Source organism: Exiguobacterium sp. UBA3968 (assembly GCF_002385115.1).
Lineage (GTDB): Bacteria > Bacillota > Bacilli > Exiguobacteriales > Exiguobacteriaceae > Exiguobacterium_A.
This window is the reverse complement of the sequence record NZ_DGCW01000005.1, coordinates 648,236-668,363: the sequence shown is the minus strand read 5'-3', so window position 1 is coordinate 668,363 and position 20,128 is coordinate 648,236. Positions and strand designations below refer to the sequence as shown.

At 42.1% G+C, this 20,128-nt stretch carries 26 protein-coding genes; 7 read left to right on the top strand and 19 right to left on the bottom strand.

Features of this window, described 5'->3' with window-relative positions; translation table 11 throughout:
- Positions 1–136: 136 nt before the first annotated feature.
- From B3S86_RS05100 to B3S86_RS05085, 4 genes are all read right to left on the bottom strand, one after another.
- On the bottom strand, positions 137–1,534 hold the full coding sequence (locus B3S86_RS05100; RefSeq protein ID WP_290749863.1) for an arabinan endo-1,5-alpha-L-arabinosidase: 1,398 nt from the start codon (positions 1,532–1,534) through the stop codon (positions 137–139).
- A 73-nt stretch (positions 1,535–1,607) separates the two neighbouring features.
- Complete coding sequence (locus B3S86_RS05095) at positions 1,608–2,450, bottom strand: carbohydrate ABC transporter permease (RefSeq protein WP_082478680.1); 843 nt, start codon at positions 2,448–2,450, stop codon at positions 1,608–1,610.
- A gap of 72 nt (positions 2,451–2,522) precedes the next feature.
- A complete protein-coding gene (locus B3S86_RS05090) occupies positions 2,523–3,419 on the bottom strand; it encodes a carbohydrate ABC transporter permease (protein WP_035408306.1) in 897 nt (298 codons plus the stop codon).
- A 67-nt stretch (positions 3,420–3,486) separates the two neighbouring features.
- A complete protein-coding gene (locus B3S86_RS05085; protein WP_290753196.1) occupies positions 3,487–4,830 on the bottom strand; it encodes an ABC transporter substrate-binding protein in 1,344 nt (447 codons plus the stop codon).
- A gap of 372 nt (positions 4,831–5,202) precedes the next feature.
- Between B3S86_RS05085 and B3S86_RS05080 the strand changes: the two genes are divergently transcribed.
- Entirely contained in the window at positions 5,203–6,327 is a 1,125-nt protein-coding gene (locus B3S86_RS05080; protein ID WP_047395681.1) for a GntR family transcriptional regulator, read from the top strand.
- A gap of 30 nt (positions 6,328–6,357) precedes the next feature.
- Positions 6,358–6,957, top strand: coding sequence for a DUF624 domain-containing protein (locus B3S86_RS05075; protein WP_035408312.1), 600 nt, complete (start codon positions 6,358–6,360; stop codon positions 6,955–6,957).
- Between the two features lie 544 nt (positions 6,958–7,501).
- On the opposite strand, the gene B3S86_RS05070 is transcribed toward B3S86_RS05075, so the two are convergent.
- From B3S86_RS05070 to B3S86_RS05055, 4 genes are all read right to left on the bottom strand, one after another.
- Complete coding sequence (locus tag B3S86_RS05070) at positions 7,502–7,882, bottom strand: DUF5412 family protein (RefSeq protein WP_035408315.1); 381 nt, start codon at positions 7,880–7,882, stop codon at positions 7,502–7,504.
- 50 nt (positions 7,883–7,932) lie between these two features.
- Positions 7,933–8,085 (bottom strand): hypothetical protein, encoded by a 153-nt coding sequence (locus B3S86_RS05065; protein ID WP_214860523.1) that lies wholly within the window; start codon positions 8,083–8,085, stop codon positions 7,933–7,935.
- 275 nt (positions 8,086–8,360) lie between these two features.
- A complete protein-coding gene (locus tag B3S86_RS05060) occupies positions 8,361–8,975 on the bottom strand; it encodes a hypothetical protein (RefSeq protein ID WP_290749854.1) in 615 nt (204 codons plus the stop codon).
- A 28-nt stretch (positions 8,976–9,003) separates the two neighbouring features.
- Positions 9,004–9,621 carry a hypothetical protein gene (locus tag B3S86_RS05055; RefSeq protein WP_290749851.1) on the bottom strand — a complete coding sequence of 206 codons (618 nt, stop codon included), beginning with the start codon at positions 9,619–9,621 and terminating at the stop codon, positions 9,004–9,006.
- Positions 9,622–9,755: 134 nt separating this feature from the next.
- Here B3S86_RS05055 and B3S86_RS05050 point away from each other — a divergent pair, with 134 nt between their 5' ends.
- Together B3S86_RS05050 and B3S86_RS05045 are read left to right on the top strand one after the other, a co-directional pair.
- The gene (locus tag B3S86_RS05050; RefSeq protein WP_290749848.1) at positions 9,756–9,932 is read left to right on the top strand and encodes a DUF2199 domain-containing protein; all 177 of its coding nucleotides are present in this window, start codon (positions 9,756–9,758) and stop codon (positions 9,930–9,932) included.
- Positions 9,929–10,258, top strand: coding sequence for a DUF2199 domain-containing protein (locus B3S86_RS05045; protein ID WP_290749843.1), 330 nt, complete (start codon positions 9,929–9,931; stop codon positions 10,256–10,258). Before B3S86_RS05050 ends, B3S86_RS05045 begins: the two co-directional genes overlap by 4 nt.
- A gap of 37 nt (positions 10,259–10,295) precedes the next feature.
- Here B3S86_RS05045 and B3S86_RS05040 read toward each other — a convergent pair whose 3' ends face one another.
- From B3S86_RS05040 to B3S86_RS04990, 11 genes are all read right to left on the bottom strand, one after another.
- A complete protein-coding gene (locus B3S86_RS05040) occupies positions 10,296–10,730 on the bottom strand; it encodes a hypothetical protein (RefSeq protein ID WP_035408320.1) in 435 nt (144 codons plus the stop codon).
- A 33-nt stretch (positions 10,731–10,763) separates the two neighbouring features.
- Positions 10,764–11,540 (bottom strand): hypothetical protein, encoded by a 777-nt coding sequence (locus tag B3S86_RS05035; protein ID WP_235513997.1) that lies wholly within the window; start codon positions 11,538–11,540, stop codon positions 10,764–10,766.
- Positions 11,530–11,697: a hypothetical protein gene (locus B3S86_RS05030; RefSeq protein ID WP_290749836.1), complete on the bottom strand. Its 168-nt coding sequence runs from the start codon at positions 11,695–11,697 to the stop codon at positions 11,530–11,532. The genes B3S86_RS05035 and B3S86_RS05030 overlap by 11 nt, the downstream gene beginning before the upstream one ends.
- A gap of 14 nt (positions 11,698–11,711) precedes the next feature.
- A complete protein-coding gene (locus tag B3S86_RS05025; protein ID WP_290749833.1) occupies positions 11,712–12,716 on the bottom strand; it encodes a DUF2716 domain-containing protein in 1,005 nt (334 codons plus the stop codon).
- Between the two features lie 58 nt (positions 12,717–12,774).
- Positions 12,775–13,257, bottom strand: a complete 483-nt coding sequence (locus tag B3S86_RS05020) for a DUF2691 family protein (RefSeq protein ID WP_290749830.1) — start codon at positions 13,255–13,257, stop codon at positions 12,775–12,777.
- Between the two features lie 22 nt (positions 13,258–13,279).
- On the bottom strand, positions 13,280–13,912 hold the full coding sequence (locus B3S86_RS05015; RefSeq protein ID WP_290749827.1) for a hypothetical protein: 633 nt from the start codon (positions 13,910–13,912) through the stop codon (positions 13,280–13,282).
- Between the two features lie 15 nt (positions 13,913–13,927).
- A complete protein-coding gene (locus tag B3S86_RS05010) occupies positions 13,928–14,407 on the bottom strand; it encodes a hypothetical protein (RefSeq protein ID WP_290749824.1) in 480 nt (159 codons plus the stop codon).
- Between the two features lie 86 nt (positions 14,408–14,493).
- Positions 14,494–15,099 carry a hypothetical protein gene (locus B3S86_RS05005; RefSeq protein ID WP_290749821.1) on the bottom strand — a complete coding sequence of 202 codons (606 nt, stop codon included), beginning with the start codon at positions 15,097–15,099 and terminating at the stop codon, positions 14,494–14,496.
- Between the two features lie 46 nt (positions 15,100–15,145).
- Positions 15,146–15,730 carry a hypothetical protein gene (locus tag B3S86_RS05000; protein WP_290749818.1) on the bottom strand — a complete coding sequence of 195 codons (585 nt, stop codon included), beginning with the start codon at positions 15,728–15,730 and terminating at the stop codon, positions 15,146–15,148.
- Position 15,731: 1 nt separating this feature from the next.
- Entirely contained in the window at positions 15,732–16,454 is a 723-nt protein-coding gene (locus B3S86_RS04995; protein ID WP_290749815.1) for a DUF2750 domain-containing protein, read from the bottom strand.
- A gap of 31 nt (positions 16,455–16,485) precedes the next feature.
- A complete protein-coding gene (locus B3S86_RS04990; protein ID WP_035408330.1) occupies positions 16,486–17,025 on the bottom strand; it encodes a hypothetical protein in 540 nt (179 codons plus the stop codon).
- A gap of 240 nt (positions 17,026–17,265) precedes the next feature.
- Between B3S86_RS04990 and B3S86_RS04985 the strand changes: the two genes are divergently transcribed.
- From B3S86_RS04985 to B3S86_RS04975, 3 genes are all read left to right on the top strand, one after another.
- Positions 17,266–17,505 carry a hypothetical protein gene (locus tag B3S86_RS04985; protein WP_035408336.1) on the top strand — a complete coding sequence of 80 codons (240 nt, stop codon included), beginning with the start codon at positions 17,266–17,268 and terminating at the stop codon, positions 17,503–17,505.
- A gap of 109 nt (positions 17,506–17,614) precedes the next feature.
- Positions 17,615–18,001 (top strand): hypothetical protein, encoded by a 387-nt coding sequence (locus tag B3S86_RS04980; protein ID WP_290749809.1) that lies wholly within the window; start codon positions 17,615–17,617, stop codon positions 17,999–18,001.
- Between the two features lie 170 nt (positions 18,002–18,171).
- A complete protein-coding gene (locus tag B3S86_RS04975; RefSeq protein WP_290749806.1) occupies positions 18,172–20,064 on the top strand; it encodes a glycosyltransferase family 2 protein in 1,893 nt (630 codons plus the stop codon).
- Positions 20,065–20,128 lie beyond the last annotated feature (64 nt).

Below are 20,128 nucleotides of genomic sequence, written 5' to 3'. Positions count from 1 at the left end.
TTACACTATGATTGTATCAATTATTTAGGAATATGCAATCATTTTTCAGAAAAATACGCATTTTTTGACGTTTTTTTCTATCTATCAGATGATCAGCCTTCTTTAATACATTCATTTGTCCGTACAAATGATGGGTTCAATGTCTTTTTGCCCAAACTGCTGTTCCATCCTTACTAAGACCTGTCATGATGATCGTTGATTTCCAATTTTCCCAATCCCATGCTGCACCAACCTGTAACTCGTATGTCTCCTGTCCTATGCGTAATTCAAGGATGCTTCCCTTTAGTTGCCATGAACCCTTCTTACCCAAAAGACTGCCATCCATTTGCAACTTTAGCTTTCTTGATTGTTGCTGACCGTCATCAAAGCGCGGGAAAGCAATGATCTCCCATTCTCCAACGATCTGCTCTTTTTGAACATTGATTTTCTTTTCACCTGCGTATCGTTCGGGCGAAACCACTGGCCATCCATCTTTTGTCCAATACACTTTCCTCACCTGCAATTGCGACCAGTAGATATCTTCACTTGGTCGAGCTTGATGAATAATAAAGGTATCTTTTCCATCCTGTAAAAATGCAGAGTGACCGGTCCCCACATAACCGTCGTCTTCTTCAAAACGGTAGGAGCCTACAATTTTTACACCAGTATCAAAAGATTCATTTGAAGTATCACGTAGATCACGACCACGTGAATCAACGTAAGGTCCATTGATTGATTTCGAGCGCCCAATCCTTACATTATACGAATCTTCTAGCCAACCGTACGAAACCATCAAGTAGTAGTAACCTGTCTTTGCGTTGTAAAGAATTTCTGGGCCTTCAATTCCCATCGTCATATCTTTTCGCTTAGCCAGTAACTCCCCTTCTGATGACTTTTTCATCAGCTTTCCTGTATTCGGATTGATTTCCGTCAAGAAGATACCGCCAAAATAGGAACCATACGTCATCCACCATTTCCCCGTTTTATCTTGGAGCACATGAGGATCAATCGCGTTGACCGTTTTTCCATCTCCTTCTTTTGAGGCGATGACGACTCCCTGATCGTGCCATGGACCCTCAATATTTGAAGCGCTCGCCATTCCAATATACGAGGTACGACTCCCGACTTTTGAGACAGAATAGTAAAGGTAGAATGTATCCTTGATCTTCGTAATAGAAGGGGCCCAAAACGTATTTCCTCCTGTCCATTTGAATGCTTCTTGAGAGACTTCGTCAAATACACGTCCTGTAAATTGCCAGTTAATGAGATCGTTTGATTTTCGAATCTGGATGCCCGGTGGCGGTGGACCTCCTACCATATAATCTGTCGAAAACACATAATAGGTATCACCTTCTTTTATGATCGCTCCGTCATGCGCAAAGTTTGTAGTCCATTTCTTTTCCTGATTCAAAATATCAGGTTGTACGTCTGCGACTTCCTTATCGAATGGCGCTTTCGGTAAATCCAAATCTTCGAGAGACGCATTCGTAGACCACCAAAAAAAAGAGCACCCTGCGATGAATAAGACAATGATCCCCATCATCATTTTTTTCATATTGTTTTTTTCCTCCTTTAATCACAAACACCCGCCTTTACTTAAGACGGGTGTTTCATCTTTTCGTTACAGCTCAACCTTTAACGCCAGAAATGGCAATCGATTCGATGATTTGTTTCTGAAAAATCATGAAGACGATTAGCATTGGTAATAAGGCGACAACAGACGCGGCCATGATTAACGGATAATCACTTTGAATAGCATAGGATGCATTAAAATTGGCGATGACCAATTGCAGGGTTTGTTTTTCGGGAGAATTGAGATAAAGAATCGGACCGAGATAATCGTTCCAAATCGCCATGAACCATAAAATCAATTGTGCAGCTACAGCGGGCTTGATCAATGGAAAGACGATTTTATAAAAGATTTGAAAATAGGAACAACCGTCAATTTTAGCCGCTTCGATGATAGAATTCGGAATACTGTTCAAGAATTGACGTAAGAAGAAAATCATGAAGATATTTCCGAACAAACCAGGTACGATCAACGGAAGAAGGGTATCGACCCACCCGATTTCTGAGAACATCATAAACTGCGGAATCATCAGGACAGGATACGGAATCATGACAGATGCGAACAAAAGAAGAAAGATTTTATTTTTTCCTCTGAAATTCAACTTAGCGAACGCGAATGCCGCAAGACTCGAGGTGAACGTTCCAACGATCGTGACAGATAGGGCGACGATCAAACTGTTTGATATACCAGACAACAGCGGACCCATATTCCAAATCTCCATATACTTATTGAACGATATGTCTGTGGGGATCCAAACCGGTGGAAGGGAAAACACTTCATCTTTTGACTTCAGAGAGGTCGATACCATCCACAATAATGGTGCGATCATGACGATTGCACCCATCGTCAGAAAGATGAAGACGAATATATCAGTAATTCGATCTTTTTTCTTTACGGACATCGTCTCTACTTTTTCTTTTTTACGGGTAAGGGCTAACTGCATGGTCATTCTCCTTTCTAAGGTATGAATGTCTCAATCCAAGTCAAATGATGATTTTTCGTTCATACGGAATTGGAACAAGGTAACGATGAAAATGAAAAGACCGAGAACGAGTGCCATCGCTGAAGCATAGCCCAACTGGAAGTTTCCGAAGGACTTTTGCCAAATGTAGAAGACGGCAGACGCAGAGGAATACTCCGGTCCCCCTGTCGGCGTCATGACGTTGATTTCCGTAAAGATTTGCGCCCCACCAATAATATTTGTCACGATGATGAAAAAGGTGACCGGTTTAACCATTGGGAGCGTAATATACCAAAAGCAGTGCCAGGCATTCGCACCATCTAATTTTGCTGCTTCATAATACGAACGCGGTACACTCTGCAAGGCTGCCAAATACAAGAGCATCGTATAGCCAAGACCTTTCCAAATCGCCATAACGATCAATGCCGGCTTAACGGTATTGGCATTTTGGAGCCAGTTCGGACCATCAATACCAATCAAGTCCAAGAACTGATTCACCAAACCATAATCACCGTTATATGCCCACTGCCACAAAATCGAGACAGCCGCGATGGAAGAGATAACGGGAATGTAATAGATGACGCGAAACGTATTAGTACCAAAAATCCCTCGATTCAACGCGAGGGCAAGGAGAAGTGCTAATACGATGCCAATTGGAATTCCGATCATCATGAACAGCGTGTTGTACATGGCTTTATAAAAATACTCATCTTGAAACACATTAATAAAATTTTCTAGTCCGATGAACTTCATTTGTCCGAGTCCGTTCCAGTTCGTGAATGCACCATAAAAGGAATACATTAACGGAATTAACGCAAATAGAAAGAACCCAATCACCGGAGCCGCAACGAATAGATAGGCATACCGTTGCTCCGTACGATATAACTTGGGAATCGGTTTTGTCTTCATTGTCTTCCATCCTTTCTACGCTAGAGATTCAGGTGGCGACTTACGCCACCTAAATCATCATCTCTAGTTAGTTCGCCTGTTTCTCTTGTGCGATGGCATCATCTAGCAACTTTTGCATTTTCGGTTGCTCTTTTTTTACATAGTCTTCAACTGATGTTTTTCCATCGAGTACAGGCTGGATGTTTTTGAAGAACTCGTCATACCATTCAGCAGTATACGTTTTTTCTGCCGGGAGACCACGTCCATAATCATTAATCAAATCAAGGAATTCCTGTTTGTTGGCAGGCTTGATTGATGTGTCCTCCACCCAAGTTTTTGCGATTTCCATGCTGTTTGGTAATTGAACTTGCGCATCCACTAAAGCTTGTTGCCCTTCTTGGTTAGCAGATAAGTACATGGCTAGTTCTGTTGCTTCTTTTTGATGTTGCGTCGTTGATCCTACACCAATCCCGAGTGAGCCGACCCACCCTGCTGGTTTACCTGTTGATCCCGCTGGCCACGGAAGAAGGTCATACTCAAACTTCAATTGATCTTTAAAAGCTGCCATATCCCAAGGACCAACAGGGAAAAACGCAAGTTGTCCTTTCATCCAGCGTTGATAGGTATCGAGTGTTTGTGATTCTCCGATTGATGGAGTTACTTTATACTTTAGTTGCTGGTCTACGAAAAATTGGAGAGCTTCGATGAATTTTGGATCGTCAATCGTTACTTTCGTTCCCTCTTCGTTGATCCAATCTGCTCCGTTGCTCCAAACGAACGGTTGCAATGCCCAGTTCACATTAAATCCTGTACCGTACTGATCCATTTTCCCATCGCCATTCGTATCTTTCGTTAACTTTTTAGCTACTTGAATGAATTCGTCCCATGTGTACGGTTTGTCCTTATCCGGAAGCGGTACCTTCGCTTTCTCGAACATCGTTTTATTATAGCCAAGCGCAAATGGTCCTAAATCTTTGGGTAGACCATATATAGCCCCTTTGCCAAGTACCTTTCCATCATAGCGGTACTTATCGACCCCTTTTTTCCAGATGTCTTCTAACTGGATGTCTTTCGATCCTTCGACGTTCTTTGTAATATCTAGTAGTACACCTGAGTTCACGTAAGCTTTGACTTGAGCCGGATTGTAAAAGAAGACATCTGGCACTTTCCGTCCTGCAATTGCAGATTTTAATTTCGTATCATATTGATCTGGAGCTGTTTGTACCATTGTCACTTTAACGTCTTTATTGGCTTCTTCAAATCGTTTTACTGTTGCTTTGTACGCTTTTAATTCTTCAGGATTCCCGCGAAACATGAATGTGAGTTCGACTTTCCCGTCAGCACTTTTGCCATCTCCCGAACAACCAGCTAATGCTATCGATGTAGTCATCAAGGCAGTCATGGTTAGCGCAAACATTTTCTTTGATTTAATGTTCATTGTGAATTCCTCCATTGATTTAGTTTTCAGTGTCAAAGCGGAATTAAGATGTACGTACATATTTATTTAAGTAAAAACAATGTTTTTTATAGCGAAGCCCACACAACGCTATAAGAGAGACAATTAAAACAAGTTAAATGAACAATGAAAGCGTTTTCTGCACAATTTGAGTCTATTACACACATTCGGACATGTCAATTCGATTTTTTGTCATTTATTTCTTTTTTGTACGTACATTTAATTAGTATATCTATTGATTTTCTCTTAAATCCATAGCAAACCGGACAAATATTTGCTAATATGTAAGTACTATCACATCTTGTACGGATAAGTTTGCTGTTACAAGAGAGAAAGCAGGGACGCCTCATGGCACAACGGACAAAATATAGTATCGTTAAAGATCATATTCTCGATTGGATTAAAGATGGCACAGTACGTCCAGGCGAAAAAATTCCTCCTGAAAGTGAGCTTGTACAATCCTTTAAAGTTAGTCGCCACACGATTCGTCAAGCAGTTGGAGAACTTGTAAATGAAGGATACCTGTACCGCGAACAAGGATCAGGAACTTACTGCTCCCAAGTACTTCCTACACTAGAAGCTGAGATAACTGAACGTGCTAATAATGGAAAAAACATCGGTGTCATTACAACGTATATGTCTGATTACATCTTTCCATCTATCATTCGAGGAATTGAATCGCATTTAGCTTCAAAAGGGTACACGCTGACACTTTCGTGCACAAACAATGATGTAGACAAAGAACGTCAATGCCTCGAAATGATGTTAGATCGTCAAATTGATGGATTAATTGTTGAACCCACGAAAAGTAGTAACTATAATCCGAACATCAAATACTATCTAGAACTTGAGCAGCAAAACATTCCCTATTTGATGATCAACCAATATTACTCTCAACTAATGCCTCCTCATCTTATGATGGATGACGAAAGAGGTGGATTTTTAGCAGCGGAACATCTAATCAACCTTGGTCATGAACGGATCATAGGCTTGTTTAAGACGGATGATTTACAGGGTGTTTATCGAATGCGTGGATTCCTTCGTGCGTTTCGTGAATACAACATTCCTTTAGAGCCAGAATTAATCATTACCTATACAACGGAAGAGTTAATTCCAAGTTTTTATGATTCGATTGGACGTCTCTTTGAAAATGGAAAGCATCGACCAAGTGCTGTGGTTTGTTACAATGATCAATTGGCATTAAGTGTCTTGGATCAGTTACGGAAGCTACATCTATCTGTTCCTCGAGATGTCTCTCTCGTGGGTTATGATGATTCCGTACTTGCAGTGGCAACGGAAGTGAAATTGACTTCGATCATTCACCCGAAACAAGAACTTGGACGCGCTGCAGCAGAACGGATTATTGCAGCGGTGGAAAAAAAAGAAGCCCCTCCATCTCACATTTATGAACCGGAATTAATTATTCGTAACTCAACAGCACCATTCAATCGTCTCGAATCTAAATCTAGTTAATTTTTGAGCAGAACTTCGGGGGAGGTACTTATGAACTTAAGACATGAACAAAACAAACTATTCCAGCTACTTGAATTCACTACTGGACTCGTACAGTTGAACTTCATTTTTTTTATCACCCTTTTACCAGTCATCACGATTTTCCCAGCTCTTTATGCACTAACTGCTGTCACAAGACAGTGGTCAGTTCATCAAGATTACAGTGTTTTTCGAGCCTACATTCGTTTTTTTAAAGAAGCGATGCAGTCCCATTTTAAATTCGGTATTTTGTGGACCTTCATCTTACTGTTTTTACTTTTTGATTTTTTAATCATTCGTCACTTAGAGACAGGACAGACCTTCTTATTTACGAGTCTTTCAATCGTCAGTCTGTTCTTCTTGGCTATTTCCGTTTTCTTATTTCCGATTCTCTCGCATTACGACTTGAAAAAAAGGGATGCCCTTAAGCTAGCCCTTTTTAGTCTAGTACGCTATGGATACATTTTATTGTTTTCATTTCTTCTACTAGCAACATTGAGTGTCTTAACATATCAATCACCTCTTTATTTACTGTTCGGCTTTTCATTTGTTATTTTTCTTACTACCAAACTGTATTTGCATCAATTGGATCGCGTGATGCTTGAATCTTAATCGTTGTTTAACAAGGTATATAAATGAAGACAAGCAATTACTTCGGTATAAATCTCATTTTAATCGTGAGCTTCTTATCGACGAGACGATCCGAGAACGTGTTGAACGGATGCAAATATCGTCACGGTAACGGCATTTAACGTTCCATTGTTTGAGAAACTGAAATGTGTTAAGAGAAAGACCGGATTGCTCTATATAGCGCTTCTTTTCTTCCGAATCTCCCCATAAGATACTCGTATCAGGATAGTGAGTACAGATACATTCACTTACAGATAGAATGGATTCTGGAACAACCGTCCTATCCAAGTACTCTTTTCGGGAGGTTGGCAGAAGGAGAAAATATCCTGCTGAGAGGTAGTTCATGATTTGGCTCCTTACCAGGAAAAATACGTTCCATGAATATATGTAGTGATCTATATACGATAGATTGAGTACAAAAGAAATGAAAATATGGATAAAGAACAAAAGAGTAAAAATCATTCTTCATCAAACGCGTTCAGGAGCGCGTTTTGCATGAATAGTTCACGTCAAAGAGACGGGAGCCCTATTCTGCCTCATATATCCCTTCTCTGAAGTCATACACTTGACTCCATACCTTAATTTTTGTGCCATTGATTGTCACTGTATCCTTCGTCCACTTCACTTCTTTTATTTCGCGACAAGGATATTCCCAGTACATTCTACGCTTTTCTCCGTCCTTGTTCTCCATGATGCCAAGCATAGCAAAATCTACTGTCGCCCCACCATTTGCGCGGTAAAAACGAATCGTATACGCCTGATCGGGCGAAATACTTTTCGAGATATACTCTTCTTTTGGAACCATACTGATATCTTCGACAAATATGAAACGATAGACATACCACGCTACGTATAACGCAAGACATGTACCTAGTATAATTCCTAATATTTTCAGTTTCTTAATCACTTCTTAATCCCTCATTTTTACTTTATTAGCGCGACTCTTCAATCGTTCAATCAATCGCCCCAAAAACAAACCAACGTATTCTGATTGACAGACGCGATGCACATCCGCTTCAACAATTCTAAAAATTGATGTAGTTCCATGATTCGTTTATCTGACTGATGTATCATCCACGGCTCATTCGCATTATGATTCGCTTGATTCATTATCCACGCTTCCTTTGGTATACAATATCGTTGAATAAGCAGCTCGCAAATTCCGATTAACTCGTTCACTTCTCTTGCTGAGAACAACTTATCGCCGTAAGGATCGAGATTAATTAAGAGATCGCAACGATTAGATGTCCTTGCGAAGTCTTCTTTCAAAAAGCGTTGGACGTTACTCGGAAATAGGAGAATCTCCTTTTCGTTTTCTGGCACTTCTTTTAGACTCGTACTAATCCCAAACATGATCGTCCTCCTTTATATCATCCGACCGGATGTCACTCATAGTAATCGATGCCTTCTCCTTTTGGAAGAAACGCTTTTACCTTGTCTTCAGTATCAAAACAAGCTTCATTCGAAAACAGGTAATAGCCCATGAAATCATGCTCCATCGTGATGAATGACATCTCTTTTGTCGCACGAATGACAGGAACGATACGTTCTTTTTTGAAAAACCATCCTTTGACCATTTTCTGCTCAAACGTCAGGAGATTCGTAAACGATATGAAATAAAAATCGTTCACAGCTGCATACCAATACGTTTCGTCCAGCAGATGCTCAAGTTCGCTCGCATCGTTCACTTGAACGCTATAAAAAGGGCTGCTCTTATCTGGTTGAATCTTTGTATATAACAGATTTTCCTTCTGAAAAAATGGTTCTATTTTATCAGTGATAAGATCACCACCGAACGTAACGAATAGCGGAAAGCGATTTAACCGCATCAGAAAGTATTTCAATACTCGATTCGATGCCTCTTGATAACTTCCTGTTTCATCTTCCGGAATACCGTCTATCGAATAGATAAAGTCGATACGTTCTGGTCGATCAACGTACAAGTATCTGTCCTTAAACACTTGTGCGTGATCCATACGATTCTCAAAATAGACATCCAACACGTTCTCTCCTCTCTTAACCTCTCTACTACCGCTCGATTTCATCTTCTGGAAACAGTGCTTCTATTTTTTCTAACGCATCGAAATCTGTTTCATTCGAGAAGATCAAGACATTCTCGAAATCAAACCCGGTTTTAAAAAATGTCGTCGGTTTTGTCATATCGATTACTGGCACTACTCTCTCTTTTTTAATCAACCACCGTCTTACTCTCCTCGTTTCAAACTTCAATACATCAGTGAAAGCAACCAAATAGTAGCCGTTGTTCCTAGCTAATGAAATAGACTTCGCTAGTATTTGCAATAAGTCAGTCGGTTGATTCACTTCGACGGTCATATATCTTTCACGCTTAGTGATTGAGGTCTCTGTATACAGTAATTGTTTGTGCTTAATCGTAGACAGCAAATCTTCTTTTTCTAAATCAGTCAGTTCATGGAATCCAAAAGAGAGATAGATTGGAAAACGATTTAACCGCGAGAAGAATTGGGTTAACACTTTCTCGTATGAGATGACTTCATCTTCCTTTGAATCATCGTTATAATACTCGAATGAAAAAATGGATGTGATTCGATCTTGTCCTTTCACTGTCAGATGATATTCCTTAATCGTCTTCGCATGATTTTGCTTGTCTTCGATGTAAATGTGCACGTTAATCCCCTCACTTTCGCTGGATTGTCACGGTCTCCATCAGGATTCTCTATCAACAGGTGCTACACTACAAGTATGCTCTATCCTAACGTTCGACAACGAGACATACATAACCCAACTTAGAGGTGATTCCAGTGAAAAAATTTATGCCTTGCGCCATCTGTGGCGAACGCCACGATGAACTCCCGACTGAATATGAAACACTCGGACCGGTCTACTACGAACAAATGTCTGAGAAAGAGCAAGAAACGAAAAGCGAGATGCATGATACGTGGTGTGTCTTAAACTGGACGGTCCACATTATTTCGTGAAGGGCATTCTTGAACTCCCGATCGCTGGACAAGACGAACCCTTCTGGTGGATTACATGGGTGAGCCTGAGTCCTGACAACTTCGCTCGCTTCATCGAGAAAAAACGTTCTCGGATTGAGGAGCCGATGTTCGGCTGGTTTTCAAGCGATCTACCCGCTTACCCGGATACCGTCAACTTGAAAGTGATGGTCCATGATGAAGGAACCGGTCAACTTCCTTTCTTTGAACTCGAGCCGACGGATCATCCTTTGTCGATCGAATTCTATTCCGAGATGACGCTTGAACAAGTTCACGCCATCGCAGACATCGTCTATGCACAAGAATGAACCAAATAAACTGAAGCCGCTGTGGATCAGTGGCTTTTTAGTTTTCACTCTGTTTCGTGATTAAAATATGCGTTCTTTCAGGAATCTCAATATCTTCTAACTGATCAAGTGCCAATGATAACGTCATACTTTTCACTTGCGGATCGGACTCTTCCCCAATCCAACAGGTATACAATTCAAACGATTCACCCTCGTCTAAGAAGTCACTCATGAGCGTAAACAAATAACGCAGCTTTTCTTTCGATTCCAGTGCAATTTCGGAATCAAAAGGTTCAACGATCTCGATGCCCCAGTGACTCGAAATTTCATATACATACCATTTATGAAAATGCTTCGTTTTTACTTCATACAGACAGTCTTGATCCGCAAAACAGGGGCCGATATATAAAGGAACGGTTTCACCTTTTTCATCTAAATTGAGATACTGTTCAGGAATTTGTCTCTCCATACAGATATATGATGCTAAGCTCATTATGCTTCCTCCTTCTGTGTGATGTTTACATCATTAATTGAAAGACGTCTTTCCATTGTCTATCTTTCCAAAATGCGCGATTTTTCCATTCGTACAAAAGTGATCGAGCATGCCAAATCGATCCGTTGCATCGCGAGTCACGATGAAGTTGTAGGCCATCAATAACGAGAATTCAGACATGAAGTTCTCAAGCGTTTGCTGCGTGGGACGTGCATCTTTCGAAAATAATCTTGACGTAACTTCCTTTCGATTCAGCAAATGCAATACATGTTCTTCAAACACCGCTTGCCAATTGGAATCGTGCAACGTCATCACATGAATCGAATCATCATTTTCTAAAATATCTCGACCACAAAAGACGACCTCGACTGGAAACGTGGCATGTGGTAAAACCGCATTGAAAAAGTTCTCATATTCTGTCCCTACGTCATCGAGCTCTTCATATGCGACTCCATACATCGAGACACAATCGTTCGTAACCCGGACGATTCCTTGTCCTTGTTTTTGGATGATGAGCGTCACCTCTGCTTCAGTTGCCATTTCTTGCTGTTCGATGACAAGATGTTCGAGAAGTCGGTCAAGCTTCGCGGCATCGGTCATGATGAAGTGGGAACGAACCGTCCAATCCGATAAATCATGAATATTTGGATTCTGCTTGAGTGGTCGTTCTAGTAACTTCACTTCAAACGGATACGAATGCTGACTTACTTGAAGACGGACGAGGTCTTTCCAATCGTCACGTGGTAGCAGTTCCCGGAACACATCGACCCAGTCGTCCCGTTCGACTAGCATCCTATTCTTATTTTTCATCTTTCATCCGACCTTCTAGTTTGCTACAGAGATAACCCACGATATGTTCATGCGTCGTCCATTCTTCGAGATCATCATTGTCGACTAATTCATTGATTGTCTCCGAGATGATCTGCCATAATGCGGTTACTTGATACTCGTCGTATGGTGTTCTCACTTCCGATCCTCCTTTTATCCTCTCCGGATTTCGTTCATAAAATTGTCCGTCCCTTGGAACGCAGTAATTAGATCTTCTACAAACAACGTGATGCTACCCTCCCACGGGTGACCGAGATATCCCCAGCGAAAATCACGAGCGATGAAAAAGGAGTAATCGCCATCTGGAACTGCTGGAATCATCCAGTCTCCTTCTTCATTTCGAAGAAACGGACGTCTTGGGTCGATCCAATACCCTTGATGATTCCAATCGAGAGCCATGACGCGTTCTCCTTCAACAGTCAGCTCGATCAGAATACGTCCTAGTTCTCGTTCGATTTCTTCTCGTTTCTTATAATCCACTTCGTATGTAATGAACGGACTTGGGGCATGGTATGAGGGGAAGACTCTCGTACTGGGTGTGAACTGAAATTGTTGATCAATGACGTGCCATACCTTCTCATCCTCCGCTTGCGTCATCGGAATCCAGCTCCATGGTTTACCTTCATCAATTAAATCGAACAGCGCTCCTTCAGGGTATAGAACGGTGTACGCTTCTCCTTCTGATATCGCGATGATCAGTTCGCCTTGCACATCATGTTCCTTTATCCCTTCAAAAATCAGAGAAACGGCTGCCTCGACATCAAGGACATAGTAAAAGATATTCGTCGTGCCACTTCCTATATCTCCCCCTTCACAGTAGCCGTTTCCTGTATGAAGCAGACCTTCATCGATTATCTCTTCCATCATATGGCGACGCTCGAGTGCTGCTTCTGCCTGACCCTCGTCATAAGGAAACTGGACGATTAGTTCCCGGTAATCTGCCTCGTTCAGCTCGCGATAGCCTTGACGTTCAAACTTCTCGATCAGCTGCAAAATCTGTACACCTAATCGTTTGAAGCGCGAGACACGCATCTGTCCTATGTCTTCCGCTCTCACCCACTCTCCAACGATTCCTTGATGTTGAATGATGAGGCGTCCCTCCGTATAGATTGTTTGGTAGAGTGTATCCGAGCCGCTTTGTTTTGTCAGTTGGATCATGAGTGGTTTCGCTCCCTTCCATCACAATACGTTTACATCTGCTAGTACGAATAACGTCCTATTCTGACCATACCGACAAACGAGTGCGAGGATCATTGTCATCGGTCACCCACTTAATTCCGGTATATCCACGTCTCACGGCGTTCTCATAAAATGCTTCCGATACGTGCTGCTCCTTACAATAAATATCGACGTACGTGCAGTCATACACCAAAATCGCGATGTGACAATTGCTTTCCTGAAACCACTCATACGTCATTCCTACTGCTTCAGTCTGACCACTTTGAAATGCAAACAATTCAGCAAAAATCAGGTAATTGCTAGGTCCCCTTAGCCATTTCGCTAGTTCACGTCCTGTTACGTTCTGATCGACCGAAAACTCTTCTAAACTGTCATACAACTCCCCGTCCATGGTTTGGATTGGAAAATCAAAATTACGAAGAAACCAATCATACGCTTTCATTTCAATCGCACTTAATATGTCGATCAAGACACGCCCCGGTTCATTCGGGATTTCAAATGACACACCACGCAGACTCATCGAATCCCCTCTTTCTACCTTGTCATAAGAAGGCTGCTGTATGAAAACACTGTAGTTCCTGTTCTTCACTTGAACTTCCCCACGTGCAGACGGCGTAACCTTGTGCTGTCAATGTCGTAACTATCTCCACGACTGGCAAACCTCCGCTTTCTGTTAAGCCGATATCGAGCACCTGCGTAAGTAACTCTTGACAGCGCGACGGGCGAGCATAATTCGCACAAACAATGGTATACATAGAGTGAGAATTACTAATCATCTCAATGGCTCTCGAAAGCTGTTCGAGACCAAATTCAGCAATCCCAACGTAATACGGTTCTTCTCCAACTTGGACTGGTACTTCTATTCGGGATGTGAAGCCATCAAGCATCTCTTCTCGTTCGAGTAGACGCCACAGTTTGTAATAATCAAAGATTCTTTTTGACTGGAACCCATTTCCGGCACACACTACTAAATAAAAGCGATAAGTGCTCAGCTCATGCTTTTGCCTTAGCTCGTTACGGAACATTTCACTACTTATTTGTTTGAACTGGACGATGTCTTCTGGAAACAGGAGCATCTCACCGACCACACATAGACAACGAATTGATGAGCTCGCATCCGCAAGCCAAGGGAAGATACGTGTCGCATCGCTATGCTCTTCGATATACGTTTTCATGAAAAATCTCCTTTTTCAATCCCACTGACACGATACGCTTTGATACGTTTCAAACTGTAGATACACGAGTTGATTCGTACCTAGATGAGTGAGTCTGAGTGATTGTTGTGATGGTTGCGTATAAGGCAATTCGAATCTGATACCTTCGATTTTCTTCAATAAAAAATAAGCCCAGTGCCGATCGTATTCATTCTCAGACAAAACATCCCATAACGCATCCTCACAACAATTCGCCTCGTAGATATACAATTTCATGATCGTATTCTCCGCTATCACGGGTAACCCCGCAAATACGGGAGGGTTCGGAACTCGCGGTTTCTGGATGACCAAGGTATAGCCATCTTTCAGAAGACGATCCAATTGTTCACGGCTATCCGGTATCTCCTCTTTGATGACGGAAGACGGGAGTTCTCTGATTCGGATCGGTAACCCCACCTCATATTCAAAAGGATCGTCGAGTGCGAGTAAGTCTTCACGCAAATAGATTGTTCTCATGAGATCATCCTCACATTCTTTTGTACAATGCATTAAAATTCTATCAGGATAGTTCTTTAAATGGGTCTGGTATTTCTTTGTTTCATTTATAATATGTAGCCATCTCCATCATTGGCGTTATTCTCGAGTTTACGTTTGTATTTGCTTCGAAGATATAATAAAAGTATCAATCCTGTTCCAATTGACAGAATCGGAAATAGATGTGGGATGTACTGCTCTTGCCGAAAACTGATATGCATTAAGAAATAATCGACGAAACAGAGGACACGTAGCCACATCGGAAACTGATCTTTACTAAGAAACGCTAAGAACATCAGAGCGATACCGATACCTAATACAACAAACGGTAATATAGTGAACGGTGTCACTAACTGGAACAGACCGAGACCCAGAAGAAGATATGCGAGCCAGGACGTCCGGCGGCGAAATTTCTCACGCTCTTTCCGTCCGGGTTGCATCCCGTAAATATCATCCTGCCTGTATCCTTCAGCCTGTTTCTCAGCAATTAATTCCTTCAGTCGTCGTTTAGCTTGACGCCGAAATGTATATCGTTCTTCAATTGAATCACTGACATCCTGATCGATTTTCCATTGTTCGGTGACACCGTGATACATCTGGATTGTTCGACCGTCCCGGTACATGAACCAGAAATAGATGATGCCATCCACTTGCTTACTGAGCGTGACAATCATTAAATTATCATCCTTATCAATTGAATTAGTCTTCTGCAGCAATTTTTTAAATAGAAGCATGGTTCGGCTGTTCCGCTAGAAAATCCGTTTGATTGTATCTGTTTTGGACATAAAACAATAGGAGTGTACCCGTTCCAATCGCGAAACCAGCATATAACCCCTCTCGGTATTCAATGTTCATGACACAGCAACTGATGAAACAAACCGTGCGTAGCCAGCCCGGTAAATAGTCTTTACTGAAAACGACCATTCCCATTTGAAGTAACGCAAACACTGCGATGATAATTGGAGAGACGAGAAAAGGCATCACTACCAGAAACAAACCGACACTAATCAGCAGAGACGCGAGTCCTATCATTCGACGCTTGAACTTCTGTCTTTTCTTGCGGTTCGGTGTCAGTCCGAATACGTCCTCGAATATGTATCCTTCTGCCTGTTTTTCCGAAATCCACGTATTCATCCGACGTTTCGCTTGATATCTGAACAAGTAGCGCTCTTCCATCACTTGTTTCATATCGTCCTGATGAATCTCGTTCATGACACCGTGATACGTATACAATTTTCGTCCATCGCGATAGATGAGCCAAACGGCTGTCATTCCATCGACTTGTTTATGAAGCGTCCGAATCATGTTAACCCTCCAGATCTGCTAGGACATCTTCTGGATCCAGCTCAAGTCCAACGAGCTCCGGTCCCCAGTTCAAGCCACAATTCAGTCCATCGTCAATCATGTTCGGCAACCAGCCATCCATGAATAGATCCAAATCCAAGCGAATCAAGTGATAGTCCGCCCATTCCTTCGTCTGTAGCGCTTTCGCCGCTGATTTCGACGAAAAGAATAACAATACATCCGATTCCTCTTGATTCGAAGGACAATAGGCCCAACCCGACTGTTCAAATTTTGATAGACCATAGACGGCGCCTGTCTCGATGACCGTTTGTACGAAGAGTTCTGCTTGTTCTGCAATGCGATCCACTTGTTGTTCCTTTTCAATGAATATCTTCAACGTTGGTGCTACCGAAAATAATTCTTGTTCCTCATGATCCCATAAGACGATTGTCTCTGTATCCGGAAGCTGATACCCGAGTTCGTCACCTGTTCCGTCATGTGCGATTCGTAAGAAACCGGATGGGTAGTCCTCCGCATCCGTTGTGTTAACACGAACAAGGTCGTCCCATGTCCGCTTGATATACTGCTCGTCCTTGATCGGATGAAACTCCCATTCGCCGATGCTGAATTTATTTTCGTGCTTGTAACTATTTCGTAGTTCTTTCGGAAGCTTAAAGCCAAGTTCTTCTTCTACCTCTTGTAATCTCTCTTCAGTAACACCTGGTAAACCGATTTGATATGTCATCTATGTGACTCCTTCTTATACATTTTTGTCTTTAATTTTTTCGGTTAAAGTTTTTCCCTTCAGGATAGAGCCCGGTCAAGCGTCTGCCATAATGAACTTTTGCCTGCCCCATCCGAAGCCGTGTCACTCCATACTGTTTCTTAAAATATTCAATGACGGGTTGGACGATCTGAGATGGTTCGAGGACATGAAGGACGAATTCGATGGCTTCCGGACCATAATCATCCTCAACAAAATAACCGTTGCCGATTTGAAAAAGAAATGTATGAAGGTCGTCTTCGATATTCGAACGATGCTCAAAGATGATGTCATACTCTGTATCCTGACAAAAGATTTCGACGACAATCTCATAGTAATCTGCTTCTTGAACGGCGGAGTAACCGTCTTTTTCTTTCTCAGCTACGAGCTCCCGAATGTAGGCATCCAGATTGAAAAATCGCGAGAACTTCTGCTCGCTCATTGGTTCTTCTAACCGCTCTCCCATAATGCCGTGAAACGTGTAAAGTGTCCGTCCATCCTTCTCGAACAACCAAAAATGATTATGACCGTTGATTTGTTTAATGAGTTGCATATTGTCACACGATCCCTTTAAGTAATAAGTCGATGAAATTTATAATTTCTTGTCATTTGTTGTTTTCTTGAAAAATCAATTTCTCTTCTTCATTATAAAAGCCATAACCATTTATGGGAATTTTTATTTATTCATATGATATATTCCATTTTGATTACAATTTTAATTTAAAACACTTTTATGTAAGCGTTATCATTATACTGTATACGGTACTTATTCTTTATTTAGGAGTTGAATCGAATGGATACGGTCATCAGTCATTATTCGAAATTCAAATGTCCACGTTGTCGCGAGAAATTCAAGGATGAGATTCTCATTGAAGATTTACATAGTGTAGCGTACGAAGACCGGCGCTTAGGTCTCGAAATCCAGTATGACTTTTCTTCGGAAGTCGCTTGTCCGAACTGCCATCATCAATGGCTCATTGAAGGCAATGTCTGGGAGTATCCTGAAGGCGTCATCGATGCCATCGAACTATAGTGCGACCAACATGAAACACTTCCCTTTTTCTCAAGTGCGCTACATATGAAGTGTTGCCTTGATGTACACTATCGGTAATACAGAACGTGTACTTCGGAGGGGTTCGCATTTGAAAAGTAAACTTTTATTTTTACTGCTATTTTCGATCGTCTGTCTAGCTGGATGTAGCAATTACGATCAAGACGGAAATACGACGAGTGAGGAAGCAAAACAGAAATACGATGCAGCCATCAATCAAGTCATTAAATCTGAAAACCAGTACTTGAAGCAGCAACAGATCAACCAGCAACTAAAGCGAAACACTGATGAAACGGGCGTCATCGTCTATGAGGATCAAGATTTAATCGAAATCTATTACGACCAATCATCTGAAGGACAAAAAGCCATTTATCAGAAAAAAGGGTCTACTTACGCGCGGAAGACGTATTCGAAACAAATCAGCCGTAAAATCGATGCCTCTGAAAAAAAATACCTTGAGAACATTGGAATCAAGTAATTCTAATCCTATAAGGCTGATTTGTTAATTGTCTAAATGGTCGTTGACTCTATTATTTAATGGAGTCATCGACCATTTTCGTGTTTTCTTACCCTTCTCTTTCCTTCATCTGTTTTAAGGCACAGTTCAGGGGGTATTTTTTAATATTTAGTTTAAGGTGGGAATTACTGATGGAAAGAACCGCATCAATCATTATTCCTGTATACAATAAGGCGACATATCTCTCAACTTGTATCGCATCGATACAAGAACTCATGCTCGATCACTCAACAATCGAAGCGATTTTCGTTGATGACGGTTCGACGGATGAATCGTTATCGATTCTCCACACGGCTGCACAAACGATGGATTTCATTCGCATCATCGAACTTCCTGAAAATACGGGCAGTCCTGCACAACCGCGAAACGTCGGAATTGAAGAAGCGACAGGTACCTACGTCACGTTCTTAGATGCTGATGATCGTCTCGATCCAGTCGGATTCCCTCGACTCGTCGCACAAGCCGCTTCGCATGATGCCGATATCGCATTCGGTCAAACGATCAAACATACCGACACGTCGATTCAAAAGGTTGGTCGCTTTGCGTCGTTTACGACAGCGAATCAGCTTGTTCCGTATGAAATCGACAAAGTGTTCCGCGCGGTCGGACCTCCAGGGAAAATTCTGAAGCGCTCCGTCTTGCTTGAACATAACATCCGGTTCAGCCAGATGCAGTTCGGTGAAGATAAACTCTTCTTCTTTGAAGCCATCTCGAAATGCCAAACGGCTTCGATGAATCCGGCACCGGTCTATCACGTCAATCGTTTCGCGATGAATGATTCGCTTGTCGGACAAACAAGTATTTTCGAAAAGACGACCTTCAATTTACAAGTGCTTGAGAAAACGCTCGAACTTGATATTCCGGCAGTTGCTAAAACGCATGCATTGAGTCGGTTGATCGAGATGGACTTCCTCTCCCGACTGTTCAACAACAAGCGTTTCCTTGAGCATCCGCAACAGCAGACCTTTTTTGACCTGTTCCGCGAAATGATTGCCGTTTTTGAACGCCATGGTGCAAATCCAGCGGATTTCATTTTTGATGACATCTTTCAAAAACAGTACGCCTTACTTCAGCAAAAAGATTATGACAGCTTCGTCACCTTCATCACGCTCCTTGTCCAAAAACATAAAGCCCGGCGATATGTATCGGAGAATCGTCTCTATTACCGAATGCCTGCTTCGTTGCATCATCTCGGGCCTGTCCTTGAGCCATTCTTTGCCTCGTATGCAGGCACGCGTCTCGTTGATGGTCTCTTCTATGAAGTCGTACAATTACTCAAAGACGACATGTCTTCGGTTGATCAAGTTCTCTTAATCGCACCCAACGATGAAGCAACGGAAACCGCCGTTCCGTTCCATATCGATGAGAACGAACTGTTCATTCCGACCGAGGCACTCGAACCGCGTTCAGATCCATTCCAATTGATGCTGATCCATGACGACTATCATCCGTTCGTCGTCCGGATGACGTTACCGAGTAGTGTCGACGAAATGCATTTGCATTATCAGCAACTTAAAGTCGAATTTCGTCCCGAAGAACAAAAATCACCGTTACAGAAAATTGATGCGACGAAGTATCATATCGAAGCACCGACGCAAGTCGTCGTACTCGAGAAAGCCTTTTTGTATGATGACCTCGAATTTGAGCATAAGCAAGCAGCGCTCGAAGTCGGTCAACTCCTGACAATCAGTGATCTACAGTTGACGCTTGCTGGCACACCACGACTCGTCACGGCTAATGGAGCTTACGTCACGGCAAACAAAAAATATGTCCATCTTCCGCCTGTGATCGATAACGAGACGTATCTGACTGCGCCTCCAGCAGCAGTCCGGATTTTGAAGACATGTAAACAGTACGCCGATCGTAACTTTAAAAATGAACTACCGACGAAAAACACCCCCGATACAGTGGTTCAAATTGAGAAGGTCGTCCTGTCATCGAAAGGCACACCACGCTTGAAAACGGCTCAGGATATGTACATCACAGCCAATCGATCATTCGTTCAACCGATCAACGAAGCTTAACAATACACCTAGGGATAGAGAGATCTCGTTCCTAGGTTCCTTATTATTCCAACAAAGTATGCTA